This window comes from Cedecea neteri, assembly GCF_000758305.1.
Lineage (GTDB): Bacteria > Pseudomonadota > Gammaproteobacteria > Enterobacterales > Enterobacteriaceae > Cedecea > Cedecea neteri_C.
This window is the reverse complement of the sequence record NZ_CP009458.1, coordinates 1137621-1156055: the sequence shown is the minus strand read 5'-3', so window position 1 is coordinate 1156055 and position 18435 is coordinate 1137621. Positions and strand designations below refer to the sequence as shown.

Genomic DNA, 18435 nt, shown 5'->3' with positions numbered 1-18435 from the left:
GTCATGAAAGGCCGCCTGCTGGATGCCATACCGCTAAGCACGCTTGCCGGAGTGGGCGCCAGCCAGAGCGGCAAGCTGGCCAAAATCGGCCTGCACACAATCCAGGATTTGCTGCTGCACCTGCCACTTCGCTACGAAGACCGAACCCATCTTTACGCCATTAACGACCTTCAACCAGGCCTGTACGCCACGGTGGAAGGCGAAGTGCTGAACAGCAATATCACCTTCGGCGGCCGCCGGATGATGACCTGCCAGATTAGCGACGGCTCCGGCATCCTCACGATGCGTTTCTTCAATTTCAACGCCGCAATGAAAAACAGCCTTTCCGCCGGCAAGCGCGTGCTCGCCTACGGTGAAGCCAAACGAGGCAAATACGGTGCCGAGATGTTCCACCCTGAATACCGCATTCAGGGCGATCTTAGCACGCCGGACCTGCAGGAAACGCTCACGCCGGTTTACCCGACGACCGAGGGCATCCGCCAGGCCACGCTGCGTAAGTTGACCGATCAGGCGCTTGAGCTGCTGGATACCTGCGCGATTACCGAACTTCTGCCCGCAGAACTGAGCCAGGGCATGATGAGCCTGCCGGAAGCATTACGCACCTTGCACAGACCGCCGCCGGACATGAAACTGGCCGATCTGGAAACCGGCAAACATCCCGCGCAGCAAAGACTGATCCTTGAAGAACTGCTGGCCCATAATCTGAGTATGCTGGCGCTACGAGCCGGGGCACAACGCTACCATGCTCTGCCGCTGGTGAATCACGACGAGCTAAAAAACCAGTTTCTTGCTGCCCTTCCCTTTAAGCCTACCGGGGCTCAGGAACGGGTGGTTGCAGAAATAGAGCGTGATATGGCGCTGGACGTGCCCATGATGCGTCTGGTGCAGGGCGATGTAGGCTCCGGTAAAACACTGGTTGCCGCACTGGCAGCCCTTCGTGCCATCGCACACGGCAAGCAGGTTGGCCTGATGGCCCCCACCGAGTTGCTTGCGGAACAGCACGCGAATAACTTCCGTCAGTGGTTTGAACCATTAGGAATCGAGGTAGGCTGGCTGGCCGGGAAGCAAAAAGGCAAAGCCCGAATTGCGCAACAGGAAGCCATCGCCAGCGGCCAGGTTTCGATGGTGGTTGGCACTCACGCTATTTTCCAGGAGCAGGTTCAGTTTGCCGGGCTGGCGTTGGTCATCATTGATGAGCAGCACCGTTTTGGCGTGCACCAACGCCTGGCGCTGTGGGAAAAAGGCCAGATTCAGGGCTTCCACCCACATCAGCTGATCATGACCGCAACGCCGATTCCGCGCACGCTGGCGATGACCGCCTATGCCGACCTCGACACATCCGTCATCGATGAACTACCACCGGGACGAACACCAGTCACTACCGTAGCAATAGCGGACACCCGCCGCAGCGAGATAATCGAGCGGGTACGCAACGCCTGTCGCGACGAAAAACGCCAGGCATATTGGGTTTGTACGCTGATTGAAGAGTCTGAATTGCTGGAAGCCCAGGCTGCAGAAGTGACCTGGGAAGAGCTAAAAACCGCCCTGCCGGAGCTTAACGTTGGCCTGGTACACGGGCGAATGAAGCCGCAGGAAAAACAGGCGGTGATGCAGGCCTTCAAGCAGGGTGAACTGCATCTTCTGGTCGCCACCACGGTGATCGAAGTCGGCGTGGATGTACCGAACGCCAGCCTGATGATCATCGAAAACCCTGAACGTTTAGGGCTTGCGCAACTCCACCAGCTGCGCGGCCGTGTTGGCCGTGGCGCAGTAGCCTCTCACTGCGTGCTGCTGTATAAATCCCCGCTATCCAAAACGGCACAGCTTCGCCTGCAGGTGCTAAGAGACAGCAACGATGGTTTTGTGATTGCGCAAAAAGACTTGGAGATCCGCGGGCCTGGCGAACTGCTAGGGACTCGCCAGACGGGTAACGCAGAATTCAAGGTGGCCGACCTGCTGCGGGACCAGGGGATGATCCCGCAGGTTCAGCGCCTGGCGCGCCATATTCACGAACGCTATCCTGAACAGGCTAAGGCGCTGATCGAACGCTGGATGCCGGAAACCGAACGTTACTCCAACGCTTAAGCAAACAGCGGCAGCATCAGGAACAGCTTGATCACCACCGCATTCACGATGTCGATAAAGAACGCCCCCACCATCGGCACCACCAAAAATGCCATATGGGACGGGCCAAATCGCTCGGTAATTGCCTGCATATTAGCAATCGCCGTCGGTGTGGCGCCCATGCCAAACCCACAGTGACCGGCGGCCAGAACCGCTGCATCATAGTTTTTGCCCATCAAACGCCAGGTGACAAAAATGGCGTACAGCGCCATAAACAGCGTTTGTACGGCCAGAATAGCCAGCATCGGTAACGCCAGAGAGGCCAGTTCCCAAAGTTTAAGGCTCATTAACGCCATCGCCAGGAACAGCGACAGGCAAACGTTGCCCAATACGGAAACCGCCCGTTCGAAGACCCGATAGAAGCCCACGGCCGCAAGTAAATTACTAAGAATCACACCAATAAACAGCACGCAGACAAATGTCGGCAGCTCAAACGCTGTGCCCTGTAATAATCCCGCCACAACGCGCCCGGCCGTCAGGCAGATAGCAATCAATGCGATGGTTTCAATCAGCACCAAAGAGGTAATGACTCGCCCGACATCAGGCTTTTCAAACGCGCCTGGAATCTCGTTGTCTTCAGGCGCACCATTCGGTGTAGACGAATGTTTAACCAGGTAGCGAGCAACCGGGCCACCAATTAAACCGCCCAGCACCAGGCCAAAGGTCGCACAGGCCATAGCAACTTCCGTCGCATTCTGGAAACCATATCGCTCGGTAAAGAGTTTGCCCCAGGCGGCACCTGTACCGTGCCCACCGGACAACGTTATCGAACCTGCCAGCAGCCCCATCAGCGGATCGAGCCCCAACATGCTGGCCATACCGATGCCAATGGCATTCTGCATGATCAGCAGCCCAACGACGATAAACAGGAAAATCCCCACGACTTTCCCGCCCTTGCGCAAACTGGCGATATTGGCATTCAGGCCGATGGTGGCGAAGAAAGCGAGCATCAAAGGATCTTTGAGGCTCATATCAAACTCTATTTCCCAGCCCATGCTTTTTTTCAGGACAAGCAGGGCGATCGCCACCAGTAGCCCACCAGCTACGGGTTCAGGAATAGTGTATTTTTTGAGAATAGGGACTGAGTGGACCATTTTACGCCCAAGAAGCAGGACTAACGTGGCGGCCACCAGAGTAGAAAGGGTATCAAGATGAAACATTGCAGTGCTCCTTTTATTGCGCATCGATCGGTCGCGCGCTTAATTATCCTTCGCTGTTATTTCCTTCATGGATGAAATCAGCCGGCACATTTTAACCAAAAAATGCGCCTTCGTTATAACTAATGCTCAATTTATGACATTTCGCTCTTATCACCCCCGACTAGCAATCGTTTGCTTTTACCGTTCAGTCCGTTAAAATCAGCGCTTTTCCAGCCACGAGATACCTCTGATGTCCGTCAATGCCGTAGAGTCAGAAAATGCGCAACCGGTTGCGCAGACTCATCCGAGCGAACTAATCTATCGCCTTGAAGATCGCCCGCCGCTTCCACAAACGCTTTTCGCCGCCTGCCAGCACCTGCTGGCGATGTTTGTGGCGGTGATTACCCCGGCTTTATTAATTTGCCAGGCCCTGGGATTACCGGCATCGGACACTCAGCACATTATCAGCATGTCTTTATTTGCCTCTGGCGTGGCTTCGATTATTCAAATCAAAGCCTGGGGCCCGGTAGGTTCAGGTCTGCTGTCGATTCAGGGCACCAGCTTTAACTTTGTTTCACCGCTGATTATGGGCGGTATGGCGCTGAAAAACGGCGGTGCTGACGTGCCGACGATGATGGCAGCGCTGTTCGGCACCCTGATGCTTGCCAGTTGCACAGAAATGCTGATTTCACGCGTACTGCATCTTGCTCGCCGCATTATTACCCCTCTGGTTTCCGGCGTGGTGGTCATGATTATCGGTCTGTCCCTGATTCAAGTTGGGCTGACTTCTATCGGCGGTGGCTATGGCGCCATGGCCGATCATACTTTTGGCGCACCAAAAAATCTGCTGCTGGCGGGCGCCGTTCTGCTGGTGATAATCCTGCTGAACCGCCAGCGTAATCCGTACCTGCGCGTCGCATCCCTGGTCATCGCCATGGCCGTGGGTTATCTGCTCGCCTGGGCGCTGGGCATGCTGCCAGCCACGACTCAGGCCACGAACACCGACCTCATCATGGTTCCTACGCCGTTGTATTACGGGCTTGGTATCGACTGGAGCCTGCTGATCCCGCTTATGTTGGTGTTTATGGTGACCTCACTGGAAACCATCGGCGATATCACCGCCACCTCCGACGTATCAGAGCAGCCTGTTTCCGGCCCGCTGTACATGAAGCGCCTCAAGGGCGGCGTGCTGGCAAACGGCCTCAACTCCTGCGTTTCTGCCGTGTTTAATACCTTCCCGAATTCCTGCTTTGGTCAGAATAACGGTGTCATTCAGCTGACCGGCGTTGCCAGTCGCTATGTCGGTTTTGTTGTCGCGTTGATGCTGATCGTGCTTGGTCTGTTCCCGGCTGTAAGCGGCTTCGTGCAGCACATCCCTGAGCCAGTTCTTGGCGGCGCAACGATTGTAATGTTCGGCACTATTGCCGCTTCCGGGGTACGTATTGTCTCCCGCGAACCGCTGAACCGCCGTGCGATTATGATTATCGCCCTGTCGCTCGCCGTTGGCCTTGGCGTGTCCCAGCAGCCGCTGATCCTTCAGTTCGCGCCTGACTGGCTGAAAACCCTGCTCTCTTCAGGCATTGCTGCCGGTGGGATCACGGCCATCGTGCTGAACCTGATTTTCCCGCCAGAAAAAGAATAATCCTCTCACGCGCCGGCAATGATTTTTGCCGGCGCGAAATCTCCTTTGACAATCCCCTCCTTGAGCTACGCCGGTAAATCGGGCATAACACCCTTAGCGAAACTGAAAGGGGTGGAAGGCAATGAAATTCCTCGGAAAGCTGGTTCTTATCCTGTTGGGCCTTGTGATACTGGCGCTGGTTGCCTTTTACATCCTGCTGCAAACCCGCTGGGGCGCGGGCCAAATCAGCAGTTGGGTGAATGAAAAGACGAATTACCACCTCTCTTTCAATGAGATGGCGCATGACTGGTCTTCGCCCACCCATCTGGTGTTCCATAACGTTACTTTTGGCCGCGCCGGCCAGCCCGCTACGCTTGTAGCAAAGAATGTGGATATCGGCCTGAGTACGCGACAGTTCACCCAGCCTCTCTACGTTGACACCATTTTGCTCCAGCAAGGCACGCTGAACCTCAGCGCAAACGCCGTACCATTCCCACTCGAGGCAGATAGACTGCAATTGCAGGATATGGCTATTAACAGCCCTGATAGCGAGTGGGATCTCAGCGCCCAGCGCGTTGAAGGTGGTGTTTCACCCTGGCAGCCTCAAGCGGGAAAAGTGCTGGGGAATAAAGCGACTGTTGCCTTCAGCGCTGGCTCATTGACACTCAATGGCATCAACGCCAGCAACGTCCTGCTGCAGGGAAACCTGGATAATGAACAGGTCACGCTGACCACTATCGGGGCGGACGTTGCTCGCGGCTCGCTGACGGGCAATGCCCACCGCAATGCCGACGGCTCGTGGCAGGTGGGCAACCTGCGCCTCAATGACATTCGTCTGCAAACGGCAAAATCACTCACCGATTTTCTTGCGCCAGTAACATCTGTTCCCTCATTAACTATCGATCGTCTTGAAATAACCGATGCGCGGCTGGAAGGGAAAGAGTGGGCGGTAAGCGACCTCGCCCTTAGCCTGCGGAATCTGACGCTGGCAAACGGGGGATGGCAAAGCGATGACGGCCAGCTATCGATGAACGCCAGCGAATTCATCAATGGCTCGCTGCATTTGCAGGATCCGATCGTGAACGTCGATTTTGCCCCGGCAGGTGCCACACTCCGGCAATTTAGTTCACGCTGGGAGGGCGGCCTGGTTCGTGCTTCCGGGCAATGGTTACGCGACGGCAATCAAACGGTGATGGATGAAGTGGTCGTGGGCGGGCTGGAATACACACTCCCATCCAACTGGAAGACCCTGTGGATGGAGAAACTGCCTGACTGGCTGAACAGCGTCACGGTGAAAAAATTCTCCGCTAACCGTAATCTGATTATCGATATCGACCCGGCATGGCCATTCCAGCTCACCGGGATGGATGGCACCGCAACAAATATCCAACTGGTACGGGATCATCAGTGGGGTATCTGGTCCGGCAATGCCTCGTTTAATGCCGCGGCCGCCACCTTTAACCGCGTTGACGTGCGGCGCCCTTCGCTGTCGCTAACGGCGAATCAGAGCCAGGTGGCGATAACGGAGCTAAGTGCGTTCGCGGGTGAAGGCTTACTGGAAGCCACGGCAAACGTGAGCCAGACGCCACAGCGAGCAGTGAGCGTTAGCCTGAAGGGCCAGAGCGTGCCGGTGAATGTGTTGCACGCCTGGGGCTGGCCTGCTCTGCCGCTGGAGGGGAACGGAAATCTGCAGCTTTCGGCGACCGGTCAGATGGCCGCAGGCAGTGCGCTGAAGCCCACCGTAAATGGTACCTTGCAGGCCACCAGCGCCAGTGGGCAACAGATCCAGCAGACTATGCGTAACGGAGATGTGCCCGGCGCGTAGCCTGCATCCTGACCTACTCTTCTTCGTTTCCGCCCTCTTCCAGAGGGCCGAACGGTTTAGCAGGCAGCACCAGGTAGACGCCCTCAAACACCGCACCGGGCGTGTCATTCCCGTAAAGCTCGACCTCAAGCGCTACGCGAGCTTTGCGGCCCCGGGCCAGCCTGTCCAAATCACCACTCAGTGACCCGAGGTCGGCCGTTGCCCCCGGTTTTCCGGTGATCGGTTTGCTATAACGGATATGGGCATCGGCCAGAATAATCGTCCCGCCCAAATGACGCTCACGCAGCATCAGCCAGATAAGCCCCCAGCCGGTTAGCGTGGCCAGCGAGAACAAACTCCCCGCAAAGAGCGTGTGGTGCGGGTTTTGGTTGCCCGTTTCCGGCATCGTGGTGATAAATTTTTGCCCAGTGTACTGCTGAATACGCACGCCCATTTTCTCGCTCAGAGGAATATGTTCGTACCACGCCTGTTGAAGCTGCCCACACCAGTCGCCCCGGTGAAGGATATCGTCAAGCGTGGCGACCGGCTTAATCATCAGGAAGTGGCGTACCGGCGTGGTTTGCGGGGTGGTAATTTCCCCCTGGTTCACAAAGCCAAGCTTGGCAAAAAACGGGACTGCATCTTCACGTGCGCTACAGGTTACGCGCTTAACGCCTTCCTGGCGCGCCACGGATTCCAGTGCCATAGCTACCAGCGTCCCTAAGCCTTTATCCTGCACCGACGGGTGAACCGCCATAAAGCGAATCGCGGCTTCATTATCAGCATTGATATACAGGCGTCCCACGGCAACGGTGTTGCCCTCTTCATCGACCACCATCTGGTGATGCGCCATTGCATCCCAGGCATCACGTTCGGAACCTTTTGGCTGGTGAAGCGGTTTGCGCAACATTTCCCAGCGGAACTGATAATAACGATCTAGTTCTTCTTCTGTTTGTGGCACACGAAGGTGATACATACATTATTCTCTCGTTGCGCGAGCCGGATGGCGAGGCTTACACCTGCAGCCAGAACGTCACCGGCCCGTCATTAATTAGCGAAACCTGCATATCGGCGGCGAATCGCCCGGTTGGGGCGTCGATACCTTGTTGTTTGCAGCGCTCGACAAAATATTCATAAAGGGCTTCGGCCTGCTGTGGCGCTGCGCCACCGGAGAAGCTCGGACGCATCCCGCGTTCCGTGTCCGCCGCCAGCGTAAATTGAGACACCACCAACAGGCTGCCGCCCGCCTGCTGGACGTTCAGGTTCATCTTGCCCTGCTCGTCACTGAAAATTCGATACCCTAATACACGCTCGCACAGGCGATTCGCTTTCTGTTCGTTATCTTCTTTTTCGACACCCAGCAACACCAAAAGTCCGGGACCAATTTCACCCGTAACCTCACCCTCCACGGTGACGCTGGCACGGGTAACGCGCTGAATTAATGCAATCATTGTTCTTCCAGTTCTTCCTGCTCTGCAGCCTGTCGCAATTTACGGTAGTCGCCCAGCGAGGCGGTAATTTCCGCCCCCAGCAACACGATACACCAGGTCCAGTAGACCCAGACAAATAATATGGGGATCACCGCCAGTACGCCGTAAATCAGCTGGTAAGAAGGGAACATGGTGATATAGAGGGCAAAGCCCTTTTTGCCCAGCTCAAACAGTAACGCGGCAACCAGCGAGCCTATCATGGCGTCCTTTGCCCGAACGCTGGTCGTCGGCACCAGGCTGTAAAGCAGCCAGAACGCAAGCCAGGAAAGCAGCAGAGGGAAAATGCGCAGGACTTCATCAAGCATGCTGTTGAGTTCTGAGGCCCAGCGTAGAGAAAGAAGGTAAGAGCTTATTGCCAGGCTGGCCCCGGCCAACAGCGGCCCAAGCGTCAGGATCATCCAGTAAATGGCGAAGGAGTACACCTTCGGTCTCACGCGCTTACTGCGCCAGATGGTATTCAGCGCGCTGTCTACCGCATACATCAGCAGCAGCGAGGTGACGATCAGCCCGATGGCCCCCACCGCCGTCATTCTGTTGGAGTTCGCGACAAACTGTTCGATGTAGCGCTGAATCACGTCGCCGGTAGCGGGCATAAAATTGGCGAAGATGAAGTGGCGCAGCTGAACGCTGATATCAGCAAACATCGGAAATGCGGCAAACAGCGCAAAGACAACCGCCACCAGCGGCACCAGAGACAGCAATGACACATAGGCAAGGTTACCTGCCAGAGTCGTCATGTTGTCCTGGTCGATACGCTGCCACAGCAGTTTGCCCCAGGCCCAGAGCGGCCTGAGGCGATGTGCGGTTTTACGGGGCACGCTTTTGATCATCCCTGTTTAGCAAACCAGTCCGGGATAGTCTGCTTGTCGATCACCTGAATACTCGTGATGCCCAACGCTCGTGCACCGTGAATGTTGTCGGCATTATCATCAAAGAAGACGGCCTGATCGGCAGAGAAGCCTTCTTCCTGCAGAACTTTGAGGTAGATTTCCGCGTCCGGCTTGCGCATCCCCATTTCCTGGGAGAGATAGATTTTGTCGGCCGACTGCGCCACTTCCGGGTATTCATCAGGCCAGAAACCGGTATGCAGGCGGTTAGTATTGGAAAGGACCACCACGCGATGTCCCTGCTCACGAAGATTCTGCATGACGCCAATCGTCTCTTTGCGCAGGCCAATGAAAATCGCCTGCCAGCCTGCGGCAAACTGCTCATAGCTGAGCGCTACGTCCATTTCGTGGCATAAGCGTTCGGCAAACACTTCATCCGTTATCTGCCCACGTTCATGCTGATGGAAGGTTTCTCCCATCGCGAAACTTTTCTGCAGGTTGGCTAACGGCACCCGGCTGTAATCGCTCCAGACACCGAGCACGCGATTAAAGTCGATATCAACGATGACGTTACCTAAATCAAAGATATACAGCATGCGCACCTCCTTTCCGACATGGAGAAATAACTGTAGCGGGAAAGGCTGACTTTGACTATCAGAGGAAGGCGAGGTTGCGCATTCTAAGGCAGAAATAAAAAAGCCCCGCCTTTATACAGGTAGGGCTTTAGCAGACTGCAGAAAAGAAACTTAAGCTTCTTTGCTACCACGACCCGCACGTTTACGGTCGTTTTCAGTCAGGTGGCGCTTACGAATACGCACGGACAGCGGGGTCACTTCTACCAGTTCGTCGTCATCGATGAACTCCAGAGCTTGCTCCAGGGTCATTTTCTGCGCAGGAACCAGAGTGGTCGCTTCGTCAGTACCGGAAGCACGCATGTTGGTCAGCTTCTTACCGGTCAGGCAGTTAACGGTCAGGTCGTTAGAACGACTGTGGATACCGATGATCTGGCCTTCGTAAACTTCAGCCCCGTGGCCCAGGAACAGCTTGCCGCGATCCTGCAGACCGAACAGCGCAAACGCAACCGCTTTACCCTGACCGTTGGAGATCAGCACGCCGTTCTGACGCTGGCCCACTTCGCCCTGACGGATATCGTCATAGTGGCTGAAGGTGGAGTACAGCAGACCGGTACCGGAGGTCATGGTCATGAATTCGTTACGGAAGCCGATCAGACCACGGCTTGGGATAACGTAGTCAAGACGCACGCGGCCTTTGCCGTCTGGATTCATGTTTTTCAGGTCGCCTTTACGCTCACCGAGCGCCTGCATCACGGAACCCTGATGCTGCTCTTCAACGTCCAGAGTCACGTTCTCGAACGGCTCTTGTTTGCGGCCGTCGATTTCGCGGAAGATAACTTTCGGACGGGATACCGCCAGTTCGAAACCTTCACGACGCATGTTTTCAATCAGAACGGACAGGTGCAGTTCACCACGACCGGAAACGCGGAATGCGTCCGCATCTTCGGTTTCTTCAACACGCAGCGCAACGTTGTGAACCAGCTCTTTGTTCAGACGATCCAGAATCTGACGAGAGGTCACGAACTTACCTTCTTTACCGCAGAACGGAGAAGTGTTGACGTTGAAGAACATGGAAACGGTTGGTTCATCTACGGACAGCGCTGGCAGCGCTTCAACATTTTGCGGGTCGCAAATGGTGTCGGAGATGTTCAGCTCGCCCAGGCCGGTGATAGCGATGATGTCACCAGCTTCAGCTTCGGTAGACTCGATACGCTCCAGACCCAGGTGGGTCAGCACTTTACCGACTTTACCGTTACGGGTTTTCCCTTCGCTATCAATGATAGTGATCTGCTGGTTTGGCTTCACTTTACCGCGTTTGATGCGGCCGATGCCGATAACACCAACGTAGTTGTTGTAGTCCAACTGGGAAATTTGCATCTGCAGTGGACCATCAAGGTCAACGCTTGGTGCCGGTACGCGATCAACGATAGCCTGGTACAGCGGGGTCATGTCTTCCGCCATATCAGTGTGATCCATACCCGCGATACCGTTCAGTGCGGATGCATAGATGATTGGGAAGTCGAGCTGTTCGTCGGTCGCATCAAGATTAACGAACAGGTCAAAGACCTGATCCACAACCCAGTCAGGACGCGCGCCAGGGCGGTCAACTTTGTTGATAACCACGATTGGCTTCAAACCATGGGCAAACGCCTTCTTGGTTACGAAGCGCGTCTGCGGCATTGGGCCATCCATTGCGTCAACCACCAGCAGAACGGAGTCAACCATTGACATTACGCGCTCAACTTCACCACCGAAGTCGGCGTGTCCTGGGGTATCAACGATGTTGATACGGTAGTCATTCCATTTGATAGCGGTGTTTTTAGCGAGGATGGTAATCCCACGCTCTTTCTCCAGGTCATTGGAGTCCATCACGCGTTCAGTAGTTTCAGCACGCTCACTGAAGGTACCAGACTGCTGCAGCAGCTTATCAACCAGGGTAGTTTTACCGTGGTCAACGTGCGCGATGATGGCGATATTACGCAGATTTTCGATCACAACTTTGCCTCAGGCATTAGAAATAGCGCGTTATTGTACACGTATTAATCGAAGGACAGAACAGGATCACAAAGAACCTTTACAAACAATGCAGAAAGTAAGGGTTTGTGATCGCTTTCACGGAGCTAAAAAGGGAGCCATAACGTAAATTGCACCAATATGGTGCTCAGGTTTCATACTGAAGCACTATATTGGTGCAAATTATTCATCCTGGTGCAGCCCTTTTGCACTATGGTGCGCATGATAGCGCCTTTTTAGGGTGATTTAAAAGTTGGCACAGATTTCGCTTTAAACATTTTATGGCGAAAAGCCACATTAAGAAGTGTTTGATTACCTCGTTACCACGACGACTACACCAATCCGGGAGAGTTTAAGTATGTCCGCTGAACACGTTTTGACGATGCTGAATGAGCATGAAGTTAAGTTTGTTGATCTGCGCTTTACCGACACTAAAGGTAAAGAACAGCACGTCACTATTCCTGCTCATCAGGTAAATGCTGACTTCTTCGAAGAAGGCAAAATGTTTGACGGCTCCTCGATTGGTGGCTGGAAAGGTATCAACGAATCCGACATGGTGCTGATGCCAGATCCAACCACAGCGGTCATCGACCCGTTCTTCGCGGACTCTACCCTGATTATCCGCTGTGACATTCTCGAGCCAGGCACCATGCAGGGCTACGACCGTGACCCGCGTTCTATTGCAAAACGCGCTGAAGACTACCTGCGCTCTACCGGCATCGCAGACACCGTTCTGTTCGGGCCAGAGCCAGAATTCTTCCTGTTCGACGACATTCGTTTCGGCAGCTCTATCTCCGGCTCCCACGTTGCTATCGATGATATCGAAGGCGCATGGAACACCGGCACCAAATACGAAGGCGGTAACAAAGGCCACCGTCCAGCGGTGAAAGGCGGTTACTTCCCAGTGCCACCGGTCGACTCTTCTCAGGACCTGCGTTCTGCTATGTGTCTGACCATGGAGCAAATGGGCCTGGTTGTTGAAGCTCATCACCACGAAGTGGCGACCGCTGGTCAGAACGAAGTGGCAACCCGCTTCAACACCATGACCAAAAAAGCTGACGAAATTCAGATCTACAAATACGTTGTACACAACGTGGCTCACGCTTACGGCAAAACCGCGACCTTTATGCCAAAACCAATGTTTGGCGATAACGGTTCCGGCATGCACTGCCACATGTCCCTGTCCAAGAACGGCGTAAACCTGTTCTCCGGTGACAAATATGCTGGCCTGTCTGAGCAAGCGCTGTACTACATCGGTGGTGTTATCAAACACGCTAAAGCAATCAACGCCCTGGCGAACCCAACCACCAACTCCTATAAGCGTCTGGTCCCAGGCTACGAAGCTCCAGTTATGCTGGCTTACTCTGCCCGTAACCGTTCTGCTTCTATCCGTATCCCGGTTGTTGCGTCTCCGAAAGCACGTCGTATCGAAGTGCGCTTCCCGGACCCAGCGGCTAACCCATACCTGTGCTTCGCAGCGCTGCTGATGGCGGGTCTGGACGGTATTAAGAACAAGATCCACCCAGGCGAAGCCATGGACAAAAACCTGTATGACCTGCCGCCAGAAGAAGCGAAAGAGATCCCACAGGTTGCTGGCTCTCTGGAAGAAGCACTGAATGCACTGAACGAAGACCGTGAGTTCCTGACTGCGGGTGGCGTATTCACCGACGACGCTATCGATGCTTACATCGCACTGCGTATCGAAGAAAACGACCGCGTTCGCATGACTCCGCATCCGGTAGAGTTCGAGCTGTACTACAGCGTCTAATTGAAGTTGTTTTTTGTTGCCGTGGAAACTTTGGCCCATCTTCGGATGGGCTTTTTTCTCCATCGGATCCCTCTGTGACGCTGTTTTTTGTCACCCAAATACTATAATGCACTAAAACGGTGCACGGAGACTGCTGTATGGCAACTGGCGCGCTGCCCGATGCTGGGCAGATTCTGAATTCTCTCATCAACAGCATCCTGCTCGTGGATGACGAGCTGGCGGTTCATTACGCTAACCCTGCGGCACAGCAATTGCTGGCGCAGAGTTCACGCAAGCTGTACGGCACACCGCTGCCGGACCTGTTGAGTTATTTCTCGTTGAATATAGGCGTCATGCAGGAAAGCCTTATGGCAGGCCAGGGGTTTACCGACAACGAGGTGACGCTGGTCATTGATGGCCGATCGCACATTCTCTCTCTGACGGCGCAAAAGCTTCCGGAAGGGTACATCCTGATGGAAATGGCGCCGATGGATAATCAGCGTCGATTGAGTCAGGAACAGCTGCAACATGCGCAGCAGATTGCCGCCCGAGATTTAGTTCGTGGCCTTGCGCATGAGATTAAAAACCCATTAGGCGGCTTACGCGGCGCGGCGCAACTGCTGAGTAAAGCGCTTCCCGACCCGTCGCTGACGGAGTACACCAAAGTCATTATTGAGCAAGCGGACCGTTTGCGTAATCTGGTCGATCGCCTGTTAGGGCCTCAGCAGCCGGGCATGCACGTCACCGAGAGCATTCATAAAGTGGCCGAACGCGTGGTGAAACTCGTGTCGATGGAGCTGCCAGAGAACGTCACTCTTGTACGGGATTACGATCCAAGTTTGCCGGAATTTGCACACGATCCGGATCAGATAGAGCAGGTTTTACTGAATATCGTTCGCAATGCGCTGCAGGCGCTGGGTAGCGAAGGCGGCGAAATTATTTTACGCACCCGCACGGCTTTCCAGCTGACGCTGCATGGCTCACGCTATCGTCTCGCGGCACGCATAGATATTGAAGATAACGGCCCGGGTATCCCGGCACATTTGCAGGACACGTTGTTCTACCCGATGGTCAGTGGGCGAGAAGGCGGCACCGGGCTGGGTCTTTCCATAGCGCGTAGCCTTATCGACCAGCATTCGGGGAAAATCGAATTCAACAGCTGGCCTGGTCATACCGAATTTTCGGTTTACCTGCCTATTCGGAAGTAGAGGTCATTATGCAACGAGGGATAGTTTGGGTCGTTGACGACGATAGCTCCATCCGCTGGGTCCTTGAGCGCGCGTTAACCGGAGCCGGATTAAGCTGCACCACCTTTGAGAATGGCAATGAGGTGCTGGACGCGCTGGCGACCAAAACCCCGGACGTACTGCTGTCGGACATTCGTATGCCCGGCATGGACGGTCTTGCCCTGTTAAAGCAGATTAAGCAGCGCCACCCGATGCTGCCGGTCATCATCATGACCGCGCATTCGGATTTAGACGCGGCCGTTAGCGCCTATCAACAGGGGGCTTTCGATTATCTGCCAAAACCGTTTGATATCGATGAGGCGGTAGCGCTGGTTGAACGCGCTATCAGCCACTATCAGGAACAGCAGCAGCCGCGTAATGCGCCGGATAACGGACCAACGACCGACATCATCGGCGAAGCCCCGGCGATGCAGGACGTGTTTCGCATTATTGGCCGCCTGTCGCGCTCCTCTATCAGCGTACTGATTAACGGTGAATCCGGGACAGGCAAAGAGCTTGTGGCGCATGCATTGCACCGCCACAGCCCGCGGGTGAAATCGCCGTTTATCGCGCTCAATATGGCGGCTATTCCCAAAGATTTAATCGAGTCAGAGCTGTTCGGGCATGAAAAAGGGGCTTTTACCGGTGCCAACCAGATTCGCCAGGGGCGCTTCGAACAGGCTGACGGCGGCACGCTGTTTCTCGACGAAATAGGTGATATGCCGCTGGACGTTCAGACTCGTTTACTGCGCGTGCTGGCCGACGGCCAGTTTTACCGCGTGGGCGGCTACGCGGCGGTAAAAGTGGATGTGCGTATTATTGCCGCAACCCACCAGAACCTTGAGCAGCGGGTGCAGGAAGGCAAGTTTCGTGAGGACTTGTTCCACCGCCTGAACGTGATTCGAGTTCACCTGCCTCCGCTTCGCGAGCGTCGGGAAGATATCCCGCGTCTGGCACGCCATTTCCTGCAAGTGGCCGCGCGCGAACTGGGCGTAGAAGCAAAACTGCTGCATCCGGAAACGGAAAATGCCTTAACGCGCCTCGCCTGGCCCGGCAACGTGCGCCAACTGGAAAACACCTGTCGCTGGTTGACGGTCATGGCGGCGGGTCAGGAAGTGCTGATTCAGGATCTCCCGAGCGAGCTGTTTGAAACCACAGTGACCGAAAGCGGTGGAGTCACTCAGACCAACCCGGATAGCTGGGCTATGCTGCTGGCGCAGTGGGCGGAACGAGCGCTACGTTCCGGTCATCAGGATCTGCTTTCTGAGGCTCAGCCGGAAATGGAACGCACGCTGCTAACCACTGCGCTGAGGCACACTCAAGGGCACAAACAAGAAGCAGCTCGTCTGTTGGGATGGGGCCGAAACACGCTGACCCGTAAGCTCAAAGAGCTGGGCATGGAATAGCGCTTTGCGAAAGGTTAAATAACGGCGGGGCTAAACCCCGCCGTTTTTATATCACACGCGAAAACTGCTGCAGACGCGCCTTTTGCCTCAGGTAGGCATCAAAACACATGCAAATGTTGCGAATAAGCAGACGTCCCTTACCGGTAACCTGAATCCCCTGATCGCTGACCTCCACCAGCCCATCTTTCGCCAGCGGCGCCAGCAGGCCTAAATCCTCTGCAAAGTAATCCGCAAACGTCAGAGACCACATTTGTTCGATATCGGCAAAGTTCAGCTGGAAGTTGCAGATCAGCGCCTTGATAACATCGCGGCGAATGCAATCGTCCCGCGTGAGCGCCAGGCCACGCCACAGCGCATTGCCCTGCTCATCTACCTGCTGATAATAGCGCTTCAGCTCTTTCTGGTTCTGCGCGTAACAGTCGCCGATCATGCTAATGGCCGACACGCCAAGCCCCAGCAGATCGGTATCCCCCTGGGTGGTATACCCCTGGAAATTACGGTGTAGTTTGCCTTCCCGCTGGGCAATCGCCAGTTCATCGTCCGGGCGGGCAAAGTGATCCATCCCGATAAACTGGTAACCAGACCCCGTCAGCGAGGCGATGGTTTCCTGCAGGATATCCATCTTCTGCTGCGCGCTCGGCAAGTCAGCGTCTTTAATCTTGCGCTGGGCGGCAAATAGCGTCGGCAGGTGTGCGTAGTTGAAAACGCTGAGGCGATGCGGGCTTAGCTCGGCCACGCGCTTGAGCGTGAAGGCAAAGCTTTCCGGCGTTTGCTTTGGCAAGCCGTAAATCAGGTCGATATTGGTGGAAGTAAACCCTAATGCCCGCGCGCGCTCGATCAGCGCGAAGATAAACTCTTCATCCTGCTCTCGGTTGACGAGGCGCTGCACTTCTTTATTGAAGTCCTGAACGCCCATACTAAGGCGGGTAAAACCTTCCTGCCGAAGGTGGTCGAGCACATCCAGTTCAATTTCGCGCGGGTCAACTTCAATGGACAGTTCCGCGTCATCATTAAAATGGAAATTGCCACGCAGCAGCGCCATCAGGCGGCTGATTTGCGCTTTGCTCAGATAAGTTGGCGTCCCGCCGCCCCAGTGCAATTGGCTAACCTGTCGGCCCGCAAAAAGCGGCGCACGGTGGATAATTTCCTGTTCCAGAGCGTCGAGATACTGGTCAGCCTTGTGCTGCTGGCGGGTCACAATTTTATTGCAGCCACAGAAATAACAAAGCTTGTGGCAGAACGGGATATGCACGTAAAGCGACAGCGGCCGCTCCGGGTAACGGGCAACCGCCTGCAAAAATGCGGGTTCGCCAAAGGCTTCAGAAAACTCCAGCGCGGTTGGATAAGAGGTGTAACGCGGCCCTGAATAATTATATTTCTGGATCAGAGCCAGATCCCAGTCGATTAACTGCTCAGACATTCTCACTCCTTGCGGTGTTGTCGCCGGCGCCGACGAGGCGAAGCTGGCCCGCTCGCTCCACGAGCCATAACCCTTCGCCGCAGCGAATTCTGCAGCCGCGACAGCCGCCGTAGTTTAACGAATAACCACAGCAGATAACACACCAGCGGAATAACCATAAGAAGAACAGGTAATCCCATAGGAGTAAACGTCAGTTACCGCCCTTCAGCAGACGCATCAAATCATCCGCTTTTTCTTCTTCTTCCTCTTCATCGTCTTCCCAGGCGATGCCGAGTTGTTCCATCAGCGCATCAATGCGATCGAGCTTCGCATCCACCCAGGACTGCTCTTCCTTGCTCAGGGTTTCGCCCGCTTCCAGACGCTCCAGCAGCCCATCCAGGCGCTCATCGTTTTCCAGCATATCCAGCTCAGCCTGTGGTGTTAGCATAGGTTTCTCGCTCTTCGGTTTGTGCTGTTTAGCGACCGGTGCTGCATCGGTTACGCCCAGTTGAATAGGTTTTTTACTGCCAATGCGAGGGTCTTTCGCCTGACCCGATGCTTTGCCGCCTTTTGCCTGGCTTTCGCCATTCGCACGGCTCCCCGCTGCGTGGCCGCGGTGTTTTTTCTGGCGCTTACGCTCACGCGCTTCCTGGTCGATCTCTTCGCGTGATTTACGGCGTGCTTTTGCCGGTTTTTTGCCTTGTGGTGCCGAGTTTGGTTGCTTCATGATAAGTCGTCTTAAGCCATTTTATTCAGTATAGAATTGCGGCGGAATCTAGCAGAAAGCAAGCAAAGAAAAAAGGCGACAGGTTAACCCGCCGCCTTTTTCTTATTCTGGCCCCCGTAAAGGAGCAAATATTCCATGTTAGCTTGAGACAACCCTGTCCTTCCCTCGCCGACACACTCACTTTACCGCTACGCTTATCATTAACAAGATGGCCGTTCACGTTCACAACGCCCCGTACGATGAAGTAATCAGTTAATTATTTGAAAATAAACAACTCTTGAATACATAGTGACTGATATTCACCGGGATATCTGCCATTTGCCATAGCAAATGGCTT

Annotated in this window: 14 protein-coding genes; 6 read left to right on the top strand and 8 right to left on the bottom strand. The window is 54.8% G+C overall.

Going from position 1 to position 18435, the window contains the following annotated elements; translation table 11 throughout:
• Positions 1-3: 3 nt before the first annotated feature.
• Positions 4-2085, top strand: a complete 2082-nt coding sequence (gene recG, locus LH23_RS05390; protein WP_039289137.1) for an ATP-dependent DNA helicase RecG — start codon at positions 4-6, stop codon at positions 2083-2085.
• On the opposite strand, the gene gltS is transcribed toward recG, so the two are convergent.
• Positions 2082-3284, bottom strand: coding sequence for a sodium/glutamate symporter (gene gltS / locus LH23_RS05385; protein ID WP_039289136.1), 1203 nt, complete (start codon positions 3282-3284; stop codon positions 2082-2084). The two genes, recG and gltS, sit on opposite strands and share 4 nt — an antisense overlap.
• A 229-nt stretch (positions 3285-3513) precedes the next feature.
• Between gltS and LH23_RS05380 the strand changes: the two genes are divergently transcribed.
• Positions 3514-4905 (top strand): nucleobase:cation symporter-2 family protein, encoded by a 1392-nt coding sequence (locus tag LH23_RS05380; RefSeq protein WP_039289135.1) that lies wholly within the window; start codon positions 3514-3516, stop codon positions 4903-4905.
• A 121-nt stretch (positions 4906-5026) separates the two neighbouring features.
• On the top strand, positions 5027-6709 hold the full coding sequence (locus tag LH23_RS05375; protein ID WP_039289134.1) for an AsmA family protein: 1683 nt from the start codon (positions 5027-5029) through the stop codon (positions 6707-6709).
• 13 nt (positions 6710-6722) lie between these two features.
• Here the strand turns inward: LH23_RS05375 and fabY are convergent, their stop codons facing one another.
• From fabY to typA, 5 genes are all read right to left on the bottom strand, one after another.
• Entirely contained in the window at positions 6723-7664 is a 942-nt protein-coding gene (gene fabY / locus LH23_RS05370) for a fatty acid biosynthesis protein FabY (protein ID WP_008457400.1), read from the bottom strand.
• Between the two features lie 37 nt (positions 7665-7701).
• Entirely contained in the window at positions 7702-8139 is a 438-nt protein-coding gene (gene dtd, locus LH23_RS05365) for a D-aminoacyl-tRNA deacylase (protein ID WP_008457399.1), read from the bottom strand.
• Positions 8136-9008, bottom strand: a complete 873-nt coding sequence (locus LH23_RS05360) for a virulence factor BrkB family protein (protein WP_039289133.1) — start codon at positions 9006-9008, stop codon at positions 8136-8138. The genes dtd and LH23_RS05360 overlap by 4 nt, the downstream gene beginning before the upstream one ends.
• Positions 9005-9601, bottom strand: coding sequence for a glucose-1-phosphatase (gene yihX, locus LH23_RS05355; RefSeq protein WP_039289132.1), 597 nt, complete (start codon positions 9599-9601; stop codon positions 9005-9007). The genes LH23_RS05360 and yihX overlap by 4 nt, the downstream gene beginning before the upstream one ends.
• A 150-nt stretch (positions 9602-9751) precedes the next feature.
• Complete coding sequence (gene typA / locus LH23_RS05350; RefSeq protein WP_039289131.1) at positions 9752-11575, bottom strand: ribosome-dependent GTPase TypA; 1824 nt, start codon at positions 11573-11575, stop codon at positions 9752-9754.
• A gap of 376 nt (positions 11576-11951) precedes the next feature.
• Between typA and glnA the strand changes: the two genes are divergently transcribed.
• The 3 genes from glnA to glnG all read left to right on the top strand — a co-directional run bounded on the left by glnA (position 11952) and on the right by glnG (position 15972).
• Entirely contained in the window at positions 11952-13361 is a 1410-nt protein-coding gene (gene glnA, locus LH23_RS05345; protein ID WP_039289129.1) for a glutamate--ammonia ligase, read from the top strand.
• A gap of 137 nt (positions 13362-13498) precedes the next feature.
• Positions 13499-14548: a nitrogen regulation protein NR(II) gene (glnL, locus tag LH23_RS05340; protein WP_039289128.1), complete on the top strand. Its 1050-nt coding sequence runs from the start codon at positions 13499-13501 to the stop codon at positions 14546-14548.
• Positions 14549-14556: 8 nt separating this feature from the next.
• Positions 14557-15972: a nitrogen regulation protein NR(I) gene (glnG, locus tag LH23_RS05335; protein WP_039289127.1), complete on the top strand. Its 1416-nt coding sequence runs from the start codon at positions 14557-14559 to the stop codon at positions 15970-15972.
• 46 nt (positions 15973-16018) lie between these two features.
• Here glnG and hemN read toward each other — a convergent pair whose 3' ends face one another.
• Together hemN and yihI are read right to left on the bottom strand one after the other, a co-directional pair.
• The gene (gene hemN, locus LH23_RS05330) at positions 16019-17392 is read right to left on the bottom strand and encodes an oxygen-independent coproporphyrinogen III oxidase (protein ID WP_039289125.1); all 1374 of its coding nucleotides are present in this window, start codon (positions 17390-17392) and stop codon (positions 16019-16021) included.
• A 190-nt stretch (positions 17393-17582) separates the two neighbouring features.
• Positions 17583-18098 carry a Der GTPase-activating protein YihI gene (gene yihI, locus LH23_RS05325; protein WP_039289123.1) on the bottom strand — a complete coding sequence of 172 codons (516 nt, stop codon included), beginning with the start codon at positions 18096-18098 and terminating at the stop codon, positions 17583-17585.
• Positions 18099-18435 lie beyond the last annotated feature (337 nt).